This window comes from Streptomyces sp. NPDC004609 (assembly GCF_042873655.1).
Classification (GTDB): domain Bacteria; phylum Actinomycetota; class Actinomycetes; order Streptomycetales; family Streptomycetaceae; genus Streptomyces.
The window spans coordinates 293,034-304,325 of record NZ_JBIALS010000005.1; the positions used below are offsets into that span (position 1 = coordinate 293,034).

At 71.3% G+C, this 11,292-nt stretch carries 11 protein-coding genes and 1 pseudogene; 8 read left to right on the top strand and 4 right to left on the bottom strand.

The features are described from left to right. Positions 1 to 85 precede the first annotated feature (85 nt). Positions 86 to 481, top strand: a complete 396-nt coding sequence (locus ACFYT4_RS07475) for an RNA-binding S4 domain-containing protein (protein ID WP_389266215.1) — start codon at positions 86 to 88, stop codon at positions 479 to 481. A gap of 255 nt (positions 482 to 736) precedes the next feature. On the opposite strand, the gene ACFYT4_RS07480 is transcribed toward ACFYT4_RS07475, so the two are convergent. The 4 genes from ACFYT4_RS07480 to ACFYT4_RS07495 form a co-directional block, all read right to left on the bottom strand. Then, a complete protein-coding gene (locus ACFYT4_RS07480) occupies positions 737 to 2,692 on the bottom strand; it encodes an FUSC family protein (RefSeq protein WP_389266217.1) in 1,956 nt (651 codons plus the stop codon). A gap of 154 nt (positions 2,693 to 2,846) precedes the next feature. Further along, positions 2,847 to 3,866: an endonuclease/exonuclease/phosphatase family protein gene (locus ACFYT4_RS07485; RefSeq protein ID WP_389266218.1), complete on the bottom strand. Its 1,020-nt coding sequence runs from the start codon at positions 3,864 to 3,866 to the stop codon at positions 2,847 to 2,849. A gap of 363 nt (positions 3,867 to 4,229) precedes the next feature. Beyond that, positions 4,230 to 5,087, bottom strand: a complete 858-nt coding sequence (locus ACFYT4_RS07490) for an ATP-grasp domain-containing protein (RefSeq protein WP_389266220.1) — start codon at positions 5,085 to 5,087, stop codon at positions 4,230 to 4,232. 244 nt (positions 5,088 to 5,331) lie between these two features. Continuing rightward, a complete protein-coding gene (locus ACFYT4_RS07495) occupies positions 5,332 to 6,162 on the bottom strand; it encodes a hypothetical protein (protein WP_389266222.1) in 831 nt (276 codons plus the stop codon). A 386-nt stretch (positions 6,163 to 6,548) separates the two neighbouring features. Between ACFYT4_RS07495 and ACFYT4_RS07500 the strand changes: the two genes are divergently transcribed. From ACFYT4_RS07500 to ACFYT4_RS07530, 7 genes and pseudogenes are all read left to right on the top strand, one after another. Continuing rightward, positions 6,549 to 6,923, top strand: coding sequence for a hypothetical protein (locus tag ACFYT4_RS07500; RefSeq protein WP_389266224.1), 375 nt, complete (start codon positions 6,549 to 6,551; stop codon positions 6,921 to 6,923). A 128-nt stretch (positions 6,924 to 7,051) separates the two neighbouring features. Beyond that, a complete protein-coding gene (locus ACFYT4_RS07505; protein ID WP_389266226.1) occupies positions 7,052 to 7,672 on the top strand; it encodes a TetR/AcrR family transcriptional regulator in 621 nt (206 codons plus the stop codon). Then, a complete protein-coding gene (locus ACFYT4_RS07510; RefSeq protein WP_389266227.1) occupies positions 7,669 to 8,085 on the top strand; it encodes a DUF6069 family protein in 417 nt (138 codons plus the stop codon). Before ACFYT4_RS07505 ends, ACFYT4_RS07510 begins: the two co-directional genes overlap by 4 nt. Before the next feature lie 207 nt (positions 8,086 to 8,292). Next, complete coding sequence (locus ACFYT4_RS07515; protein WP_389266229.1) at positions 8,293 to 8,856, top strand: NADPH-dependent FMN reductase; 564 nt, start codon at positions 8,293 to 8,295, stop codon at positions 8,854 to 8,856. A gap of 122 nt (positions 8,857 to 8,978) precedes the next feature. Then, a complete protein-coding gene (locus ACFYT4_RS07520) occupies positions 8,979 to 9,950 on the top strand; it encodes an ATP-binding cassette domain-containing protein (RefSeq protein ID WP_389266231.1) in 972 nt (323 codons plus the stop codon). Next, positions 9,947 to 10,804 (top strand): ABC transporter permease, encoded by an 858-nt coding sequence (locus tag ACFYT4_RS07525; RefSeq protein ID WP_389266233.1) that lies wholly within the window; start codon positions 9,947 to 9,949, stop codon positions 10,802 to 10,804. Before ACFYT4_RS07520 ends, ACFYT4_RS07525 begins: the two co-directional genes overlap by 4 nt. Before the next feature lie 230 nt (positions 10,805 to 11,034). Next, positions 11,035 to 11,292, top strand: a pseudogene (locus ACFYT4_RS07530) (hypothetical protein); the annotation flags it as partial.

Consider the following 11,292-nt stretch of genomic DNA (forward strand, 5'->3'; position numbering starts at 1 on the left):
CGGGGGCGGGCTCCGGAGGGTGGCTTCGGAGGGGCGGGGGGAAATATCCCCCGCCCCTTCGCCGTGCGGGTCGTAGAGTCGGAGCATGGCTGCAGAGGGTTCGTCCACACCGGCAGGTGAGTCCCTACGGGTCGACGCCTGGATCTGGTCCGTACGTCTCACCAAGACCCGCTCCCAGGCGGCGGCCGCCTGCAAGGCGGGCCATGTCCGCGTCAACGGCGACCGGGTCAAGCCCGCACACACCCTGCGTCCGGGCGACCAGGTCCGTCTCTTCCACGCGGGGCGCGAACGGCTCGTCGTCGTCTCGAAGATCGTGCGCAAGCGGGTGGGCGCGCCCGTAGCCGTCCAGTGTTACGTGGACAACAGCCCGCCGCCCCCGCCCAGGGAGTTCGCGGCCCCCATCGCCGTCCGGGACCGCGGCACGGGCCGCCCCACCAAACGCGACCGCCGCGAACTGGAACGCCTCCAGGGCAACCAGTAGCCCGGTGCGGCCCCTGCCCTTGTTGAGCGCCCCGGCGGCAGGAGCCACCCGGGGTAGCCGGTAGGCCCCGGGCTCTCCGGGGGCCGAGGGTGGGGGCCGGGGCTCGCGTCCCCGGACCGGGGTGTGGGCTGCGGGCTGGTGCGCTGGTCGTGTGCTCCGGTCTGCGTGCCGGGGCCGGGGGCTGCGTTCCCGGGTCCGTGCGCCGGGTGGGGAGGGTCCCGTGCCGGGCGGACCAGGCCCGGGGAGGCGGTCCGGCTATCCGGACGCGATCGCCCGCGCCGCTGTCACCTCATGTCTCAGCGGTGCGAGCACTCCTTCCTCCTCGCCCTCCAGCACCGCCCGTACCTCCACGAGGGTCTCGCTGCTCCGCACCCCTTCCGCCAGTCCTCTCAGCTCACGCTCCACCCCCGCGACCTCTTCGGCGGAGGGCGCCTTCGCCCCGTGATCGACACGGACCCGGGCCGCGGTCGTCGCGTCCACGATGCGTTCGACGGCGACCACGAGGGGCCACCACGCGGCGGCCCGGGCCCCGACCGGCGGCGGCTCGGTCAGGGCGCGCTGGAACTCGGACCGTACGGACGACAGATCGCGGTAGATCCGCCGTCGCCGCCGCACCCGCTCACCCTGGTCGCTCCGGGAGTCGAACGCGTACGCCACATACCCCGCGATCTCCTCCACCGCCGCCGCCAGCCGGTCCCCGATCCGGGTGTGCCAGCTCTCGGGCCACAGCAGATAGCCCGCGACGAGGGCGATCCCACAGCCGATGAGGCTGTCCAGGAGCCGTGGCACCACCAGATCGAAGCCCTCGTGGTTGAGGGTGTCGGAGAGCAGCAGGATGACCGGGGTGATCGCGGCGGTCTGGAAGGCGTACCCCTTCGCGGAGAACGCCGGGATCAGCGCCGCGAGCACCAGCATCACCGGCACGTCCCACCAGCCGCGCGGCACCTCCGCGAGCACGGCCGCCGCCACCAGGAGGCCCGCCGCCGTGCCGAGCGCACGCAGCACCGCGCGGGAGAACACGGAACCGAAGTCCGGTTTCATGACAAAGGTGACGGTCAGCGCGACCCAGTACGACCGGGGCACGGCCACCAGCGACACCAGAGCCTGCGCCAGCCCCACGCACAGGGCCAGCCGCAGCCCGTAACGCCAGGACCCCTCGGACAACAGCACCGCCCGCGCCGCGCTCCGGAAGCGGACCCGTGGGGCCGCGGGCCGCCCGAGCCGGTCGTCCGTCGTGTCGTACGGATCGGGTTCGGCCTTGTGGACCACGGCCGCCGCGTGCCGGAGGGCGGCCTCGACGGCACGGTCCGCGGGACCCTCCGGCCGGGGCAGCCCCGAGAGACCGGGCACCTCGTCCCGGCCCTCGGCGACCGCCGCCCCCAACTCCTCCACCGCGTCGCCGATCTCTGGCCTGCGGGAGGCCCGGCCGTACAGATGCGCCGCCGCCGCGCCCTCCACCAGCGGGATGAGCACATTGAGCTGGGCGAGCAGTTGTACGAGGGGGCCGCGCCGCCCGTGATCGCGGGCGCGGTGCGCGAGGATCAGGTCGTACGCGGTGTTGAGCGACTCGGTCACGGCCTGCCGCTTCTCCTCGTACGCGTCTGTGCCGGCCGCCCGGAAGAGTTCGGCGACGCTGCGATACGCCTCGGCGACGGCGGCCCGCTCCGGCATCCGCCCGCGCAACGGCCAGCCCAGCAGGGTCAGGAGGAGCACGAACAGTCCGCCGAGCGTCAGCAGCAGCGGGGCCTTCCACCAAGGAGACGGCATCGCGAGCCCCGCGCCCACCACCGCGTTGAGCAGGAGCAGCAGTCCGGAGACGGAGGCGACCGCGCCGATCGACGAGATCATTCCGGAGACCAGGGCGACCAGGGTCAGCACGGCGACCGCGAGCCAGCCCTCCCCGTACACCAGAGTGCCGACGGTGACCCCGATGGCGCCGAACAACTGGGGCACGGCGATATTGAAGATCCGCAGCCGGTACGCGTCGGCGGTGTCGCTGATCACGCCGGACAGCGCGCCCATCGACACCAGTGCGCCGTAAACCGGCTGTCCCACGGCCAGGCCGACGGCGAGTGGTGCGGTGAGTGCCACCCCCGCTCGGGCGACCGCGGCCCACGGCACGGGGGCGGACTGCGGCCGGAGGCTGCTGAGCAGCCACTCCGGCGGGGACAGCCGTCCCGGTCGGGTCTCCACGGTCGGTCGGGTCTCCATGGTCAAGTGATGCCTCATCGCACCCCCTCAGTAAATCCTGCCGGGTGCCGGGTGCCGGCCGCCGGCCGCCGACGCCCGGGGGCCGATCCTGCGCCGGCACCGATGGATGGACTCCGTCGGGCGGACTCCGACGGCACGGTGGCTACGCGGTTCGTCAGTCCTTGCTGTGGAGTTCCAGTTCCACCAGCAGGGAGCGGTGGTCCGTGTCGGCCAGCTCCAGGAACCGTGCCTTGCGGACCGAGAACTGCTCGCTGATCAGCACATGGTCGATCTGGGTGCCCAGGGGACGGCCCACGGCTGTCGGCCAGGACGGGGTGCGGGAGGCGCCGCCGAGTGCCGCGCCGTCGCGCAGGGCCCCCGCGTCCAGTATCCGGCGGAAGGCGGCATGGTCCTGGGAGGCGTTGAAGTCTCCCGCGACGATGGCCGCGGAGCCCTTCACCTCGGCCGCGTACTCCCGCATACGGCCCAGTTCCCTGCGCCAGTCGTCGACGCCGCTGGGGATCGGCGGCAGCGGATGCGCCAGCTGGAGGTGGACCTCCTGGCCCGCGATGTCGGCCACCGCGCCCGGCATCGCGAGGGTGGACTCGATACCCGGGGCGTTGCGCAAGGGGTATTTGCTGAGGATGGCCGAGCCATAGGCCAGATCGCCCTCGACGACATTGCGGTAGGGATAGTCGGCCTGGGGGATGTGGGAAGCCAGCCCTTCCGAGCACTCGGCCGCGCACTCCTGGACGAAGACCAGGTCGGGCTTCTCGCGCTTGATCGTCGCTATCAGTCCTTCCGTACCGTTCCCGAATTCCACGTTCGACGTGAGGACTTCGAGGTCGGCGACGACCCGGCCGGGCGGGTCGTCGGCCAACCCGGTGTCGTACGGCCGGACGAACCAGCCGGTGACTCCGAGCACCGCCGCCGCCCAGATCAGGCCGGCCCGCCAGCGCGCGAGGAGCGCCAGCAGCAGGGCGGCCCCGGCGGGCAGCAGCAGCCAGGGGAGGAAGGCCAGCAGCTGGGGGACGGGGGTGACGGCGTCGGTGTCCACCACCCGGCAGGCCACGACCGCGGTCGGCACGAGCAGCAGCAGGACCGCGAGCCAGACGGCGGCGGCCCGGCCGCCCCGGCGGCGGACAGGGGCCTGCGGCTCCGCGGCGGGTGCCGCTGTCGAGATGGCGCTGTCCACAACCGGCCTCCGGGCGTCGGGTCGATCTCCTGAGCCACGCGGGCCGGGTCGGGCGCCGGGCCCTGGGGCCTGACGTCCGGATGAACCGATCCGCGTGCGATGCGTCACCGACGGTTGCTCGCCGCGCCATGCCGGTCCGTCCGGCCGCGCAGCCACGTCACCATCGGCTTTCTCTTCACTGTGATGACGTCAGTCTCCCCGACATCGTTCCTGCTCCAACGGCCCTGGCGTCGACTCGCCGTATCCGGAACGCCCACCTCAGCCCGGCCGCCCGGCCCGTGGACCAAGAGGTGGACCAAGGGCGGGTCACGGATGTGCCAGGGGTGGAGCAACCGCCCGACGGCGGTGGCGATGGCCGGTGGCTCACCGCAGAAACGGCGTGTCCCTCGGGGTGACCCTGTGGCGGGGACCGGAGGAGCGCAGGACGACATCGAGGACACGGTCGGGGAGAGCGGCGTAACTATGGGCGAACCACGGCATGTTCGCCTCCACGACCGCCCAGCGCCCGCCTCCGGTCCCGTCGCGGTCGCCGCGATGGGTGCCACGACCGCTGCTGTCTTCGTCTCCGTCGTGGCTGCCCGCGCTCGGACCGCCGTTGCCGTCGCCGCCGCGGGTGCCGCCATCATCTGCCAGCCGGCCTATGTCGACGACGACCGCGCTCGGGAGAGTGTGCCCAGCGGTGTCGAGCAGATGCCGGGCGAAGTCCCGTGCGTCCGGGGTGAGCGGGCCGGGGTCCAGCCGTCCGTACACGGCGTACCGGCTGCCGGTGACCACCTCGCCGTCCAGCACGAAGAGCCGGTACTCGGCGGTGAACTCGACGACCTCGCTGATCAGCACGGGGGTGCCGGGGCCGATCCGCTCGCCCTCGCGCGGCAGATCGCGGCCCGTCGTGTACACGGCGGCGGGTACGGACTTGTCCGAGGGCGGCTTGACGAAGGCGGGACTTTCCAGGGCCCAGGCGTCGGCGAGCGTCGCCAGAGTGACCCGGCGGCGGGTGAGTTCGTACGGCAGGGTGCTGAGCCATGCGTCCGCGGGCTCCAGCAGTCCGACCCCCAGCCGCTCCCTGACCCCGGCGCGGCGTGCGGCGAGCGGACCGCCGTACCAGTGCACCTCCGACCCCGTCCCTGCCTCGGCGACGACGTCGAGCCCACGGTCCGCGGCGGCGGAGGCGAGGAGGACGGCGGTGCTGGTACGGGGGTGAGGGACGAGGAAGTCGGGCATGGGGCGACGGTAGCGGGCTTCTGCCACCCGGTCTCTCATGGCGAGGTGCCGGGGAACGGGGTCTGTGGTGATCGGGCCCGGGTTCAGGAGTCGGCGGTCCACAGCCAGGAGCCGACAGCCGACAGCCGGGAGCTGCGGGACAGGGAGAAGAGGGAGGGAGAAGGGAGAGAGGGGAAGGGGAGAAGACAGGTGAGGGGCCGCGGTGAGGGTTTCACGTGAAACACGGCTCCTTGGGTCCCGGAACTCATGCCGTGGCGGGGACCAGAGCGCGGCGGCGTCTGTGCCGGAGAGCCAGGGCCGCTGTCACGACACCGACACCCATCAGCCACCACGAAGTCACCCGCAGTGTCGAGGTCAGCGCGTCGAAGGCCGCGTTCGCGGCAGGGCGGTTCACACCGGCGGGGAGGTCGTCGAGTGTCAGGCCGCGGGTGAGGGCGACCGTGAGCAACAGCAGCAGGCCGCCCGCCGCCAGGGCGAGCGCAAGAGCGGGCAACCGCTGTGGGGCGAGGAGAAGGGCGAGCGCGGCCAGCAGGAGAGCGGTCAGCGGAAGCCAGATCCCCGCGACCTGAAGGGCGTCGAACACCTCGCGCGCCGCGCCCAGTTTGTCGGATTCGAGGACCGTGATCCGCGCGTCCCCCACCGGGATCTGGTGCGCGTACGGCACGCCGTCCGCGCTCAGCTGAGCCTTCAGCTGTTCGAGCACGGGGGCCAGATCGATGCTCGCGGTGTCGCCGTTGCGGCTGGTCAGCGCCTTCTCCACCGCAGTGTGGGCAGCTTGGTTGACCGTGTTCCACGCGGTCCGATACGCGTCCGTCGTGGCGAAGGAGAGCACCGCGTCATGCACCAGATCCTGTAGGCCGTCCTGGGCGGGCGCCGAGCCGACCTGTTTCATCACCTCGTCGGTGATGCGGTCGGCGACCGCGTTCTCCATGGCGCTGTTCGAGGCGAGCGGCGCCATCGCGGAGACATACCCGTCGGTGTCGCCGATCTCCCGGTCCGCCCAGACGGCGAGTGCGCTCAGGGGGGTGAGTAGGGCGACGAGGACGATCAGCACTGTCGAGAAGAGGCTCCGCACTCCTCCAGGGAACGCGGGCTACGGCCTGGGCGCGAGCGGTGCGCGGCCGACTGGGCCCTTCGGGGGGGTTCCGCCGAGCAGAGGCGTGGCGGAGGGGACCCGTACCGGCGGTCCGTGGCCGGCCGTACCGGACGCCCTCGGTGTATGCCCCGGGCCCGCGTCGACCGCCCTCCCCGGCGTGTGTGTCCCCGGCCGTGCGATCCCGCGGTTCCTGCCGTGGTGCCTGCGGCCCGGCCCCGCGACCGTCGCCGTCCCCCGCCCGAGCGACGGTTGCTTTCCCCGCCGTCGGCCGGGCGACGGTCGCCTCCCCGGCCGTACGACTTGCCGGGCGAGGGCCGCGGGTGTGCCCTGAAGGGAAGGACAGGAGAGGGAAGGAGTACTCCGCCATGGCCGCTCCAGCAACGGTGTCCGCCCGGCGCTTCGGATCTCTCGCCTGGGGGATCCCCCTCGCCCTGGGCACGCTCTTCGGCTTCTACGCCGGCTTCCTCCGCCGCACCGGCGAGGCCGTGAGCTGGTGGGATGTGCTCTACGGCGTGGTCGCGGGCATCGTCTTCACCGCGGTCGCGTACGGCCTCGGCCGGATCCAGGGCGCCCTCCCACGCGAGCTGCGCGCCGCCGCGTACGGCGGACTGTGCGGGTTGGCGGTGGGGTTTCTGCACAGCCTGACCGGCGCCAGCGTGATCCGCTCCACGGGAATGGGACTGATCTTCGCCTTCGTCATGGGCGCGGTCTCGTTCTACGTCTTCTATGTGCGGGAGTAGGTGTTCTGTCCCGGCAGGTTGTGGATCTTGGTGGGCTGCCATCGGCAAGCAGCCGAGTACGGGAGAAGTGTACGGAGTGAGGACTCACTCATTGACGGAGTGAGTCCTCACTCCGTATGCTCGCGGTCATGACAGCACCCAGGGAGAACCAGACCGCCCGCCGCCGCGCCCCCGGCATGTCGCCGGAGCAGCGGCGCGCGATGATCATCCAGACCGCGATCCCGCTGATCACCGAGTACGGCGCCGCGGTGACCACCGCGAAGGTCGCCCGCGCCGCGGGCATCGGCGAGGGCACGATCTTCCGGGTCTTCGCCGACAAGGACGAGCTGCTGCAAGCCTGTCTGGCGGAGGCACTCTCCCCCGAGCACGCGGTCCGCGAGCTCGGCGCGATCGAGCTGTCCCAGCCGCTGCCCGACCGGCTCGCGGAGGCGGCCCAGGCGCTGCAGGCGCACCTGTTCCGCATGGGCGCGATCGCCGGCTCGCTGCACGCCTCCGGGCACCGCGGCGGCAAGCACCCCGGCACGGTGCGCGGCGCGGGCCGCGACGAGTCGACGACCCGCATCCGCGCGGCCCTCGCGGATCTGCTGGAGCCCGAGAAGGCCGCGCTGCGCCGGCCGCCGGAGCAGATCGCGGCCCTCTTCTTCGGGCTGCTTTTCACCCAGCCGCATCTGGAGGACGAGCCGGAGCTGACCACGCAGGAGCTGGTGGAGGTCTTCTTGCACGGCGCGATCGCGGGCGGCGCCGAGTGAGCGTGCGCAGAGGGCGCTTGGGGGTTTCGGGCCTCGCGGTCCTGGCGCCTGTCCTGGTGTGGCTGGTCGCGGACCCGGTGCTGGGGCGCCGGCTGCGGATCACCGACGGCGAGCAGACGCTCGACATCGGCGCGGTGCCGGTGGTGTTGTTCGCGCTGCCGGCGGCCCTCGCCGGATGGGGGCTGCTGGCCGCCCTGGAGCGGTTCGGGGTACGGCGCGCCCGCGCCGTCTGGACCGGGGTGGCCGTCGCCGTACTGGCCCTGTCCTTCCTGCCGTTGACCGGCGACGGCATGGACGGCGGCACCCGGGCCGCGCTGGCCCTGATGCACCTGGCGGTGGCGGCGGTGCTGATCCCGGGCCTGCGCAGGAAGGAAGCCGCCGCGGCGACACCGCCGGCACCAAGCTCGACCTGACGTGCTCTGACTCGATCAGCCCCTTTGACCTGCGGTTTTTTCATCTCGCGCGGTTGCCAGATCCGATCTGGCGGCTGCGCGTCGGCATCTCGCGCCTCTGGGGTGAAGGGCAACGCCGGACGTCGGGAATCCGGGGAGAAGGACAGGAATCCCGACGGCGGAAACGACAGGGATCCCGACGACGGGAATCGAGGAAGGAGGCGCGCCATGGAGGAGCCCCGGGGGCGGGAGATGCCGCCGTTGCGTGTCGCCGTGATCATCGGGAGTACACGCGAAGGGCGCATCGGGGACGACGTCGGCCGCTGGTTCACCAAACTGGCCGGGGGGCGTTCGGAGCTGGAGCTGTCGGTCGTCGACCTGATCGACTTCGAGTTCCCGGTCCGCTACCCCGACCGGGCCACGGAGGAGATCTGCGACTTCACGGCACGGGTGGCCGGTGCGGACGCGTTTGTGATCGTCACTCCCGAGTACAACCGCTCGTTCCCCGCCTCACTGAAGCAGGCCATCGACTATGCCTACGACGAGTGGCAGGCCAAACCGGTCGGGTTCGTGAGCTACGGGCATGGTTCCTCCGGTCTGTACGCCGTGGAGCAGCTGCGCTCGGTCTTCACCGAGCTGCACACCGTCACTCTGCGCAATGGGGTGGGCATCAACCTCCTCGACGAGCCGAGTGATGCCCGGGACCGTGCCGCGGAGCGGATGCTCGACCAGCTCGGCTGGTGGGGGATCGCCCTGCGGGAGGCCCGCGCCGCCCGGCCGTATGTCTCCTGACCGACTTCCGGGATCCCCGGTTCCTCCCGGTACGACCGATGATTCCTGGCGGCCGGGGGAGTCGACATCCCACAGCCAACCGAAGACGCTTTCGACGACGAGGAAATGAAGGAAACCCACGAATGAGTACAGAACTGGCTATCGAGACCAAGGGCCTGGTGAAGGTCTTCGGTGAGAACCGGGCCGTCGACGGCGTCGATCTCCGTGTCCCCGCCGGCACGGTGTACGGCGTCCTCGGTCCGAACGGCGCGGGAAAGACCACCACGGTCAAGATGCTCGCCACCCTGCTCCGGCCGGACGGCGGCGAGGCCCGGGTCTTCGGCAAGGACGTCCACAAGGACGCGGACCTGGTCCGCAGCCGGGTCAGCCTCACCGGACAGTACGCATCGGTCGACGAGGACCTCACCGGTACGGAGAACCTGGTGCTGCTGGGGCGACTGCTCGGCCACTCCAAGTCCGCCGCCAGGATCCGCTCCGAGCAACTGCTCGACGCCTTCGGTCTCTCCGAGGCCGCCGACCGGCAGATCAAGAACTACTCGGGCGGGATGCGGCGCCGGATCGACATCGCCGCCTCCATCCTGAACACGCCCGATCTGCTCTTCCTCGACGAGCCCACCACCGGTCTCGACCCGCGCAGCCGCAACCAGGTCTGGGACATCGTGCGCGCGGTCGTCGCCCAGGGCACGACCGTGCTGCTGACCACGCAGTATCTGGACGAGGCCGATCAGCTGGCGTCCCGTATCGCCGTGATCGACCACGGCAAGGTGATCGCGGAGGGCACCAAGGGCGAGCTGAAGGCGTCCGTCGGCTCCGGCGCGGTCCATCTGCGGTTGCGTGACGCGGCCCAGCGGCCCGATGCGGAGAAGGTCCTCTCCGTGGCGCTGGGCGCCGAGGTCCAGCTGGACTCCGATCCGCTCGCCCTCACCGCCAGGGTCAATGGGCACGGCAGCGACCAGGGCGCCGCCGAGCAGGCCGCACGGGCGCTCGCCGAGCTGGCCCGTACCGGAATCGTCGTGGACAACTTCGCGCTGGGACAGCCCAGCCTGGACGAGGTCTTCCTCGCCCTCACCGACAAGAAGGGGACGGCCGCATGAGCACCGCGACCACCACCAAGGACATCGACGACATCGTCCTCGACGCCCCCAAGGCGGAGGATCTCGCGGCCCTGCTGGTCAGCAAGGAGCGGCCACCGCGCCCGAGCGCGCTCTCCGCGTCGGTCACGTTCGGCTGGCGTGCCATGCTCAAGATCAAGCATGTGCCGGATCAGCTCTTCGATGTGACGGCCTTCCCGATCATGATGGTGCTGATGTACACGTACCTCTTCGGAGGGGCGCTGGCCGGTTCCACCCAGGAGTACATCCAGTTCCTGCTGCCCGGCATTCTGACGATGAGCATCGTGATGATCACGATGTACACGGGTGTCGCGGTCAACACGGACATCACGAAGGGCGTCTTCGACCGGTTCCGTACGCTGCCGATCTGGCGCCCGGCACCGATGGTCGGCTATCTCCTCGGCGATGTCGTCCGGTACCTCATCGCCTCCGTGGTGATGATGGTTGTGGGCATGATCATCGGTTACCGGCCGGACGGCGGGTTCGTCGGGGTGGTGCTCGGTGTCGCGCTGCTCGTCGTCTTCGCCTTCTCCTTCTCCTGGGTCTGGACGATGTTCGGGCTGCTGCTGCGCTCCGAGAAGTCGGTGATGGGCGTCAGCATGATGGTCATCTTCCCGCTGACCTTCCTGAGCAACGTCTTCGTCGACCCGAAGACCATGCCGGGCTGGCTCCAGGCGTTCGTCAACAACAGCCCGGTCACCCATGTCTCCACGGCGGTACGGGAGCTGATGGCGGGCGAGTGGCCGGCGGCGGACATCGCCTGGTCGCTGGGGTGGGCTGCGCTGTTCGTGATCGTCTTCGGTTCGATCACGATGCGGCTCTACAACCGCAAGTGACCTGGTGCGCGCGGTGAGCGGCGGGGCGTCTACGGCAGATCGGCCGGAGGCGCCCCGCCGCCGTATGGGCTCCTGGCACCGGGGGCGGGTTCATGGACTCCGGTTCGGTTCCGGGTGGCCGGGGCCGGGCGGGGATCGCCGTGCAGGTCGGTGGCCGGTTGACCTTCACCCCGGGGGAAGCTCCAGCATCGATTCCGCCGGGAGGACCGTCCCGGCGCGAGGAGGATCCCGTGCGTGATGACGACGGCCTGGACGAAGCGGCGGAGGCGGGCCCGCAGGCCCCCGTGGACCCGCAGATCTTCGCGGACTCCCCGGGCTTCCCGAACCCTCCGAACCTCGCGGACTCCCCGGACTCCCCGGACTCCCCGGACTTCGCGGACTCCCCGAACCTCCCGAACCTCGCGGACTCCCCGGACTCCCCGGACTCCCCGGACTTCGCGGACTCCCCGAACCTCCCGAACCTCGCGGACTCCCCGGACTCCCCGGAC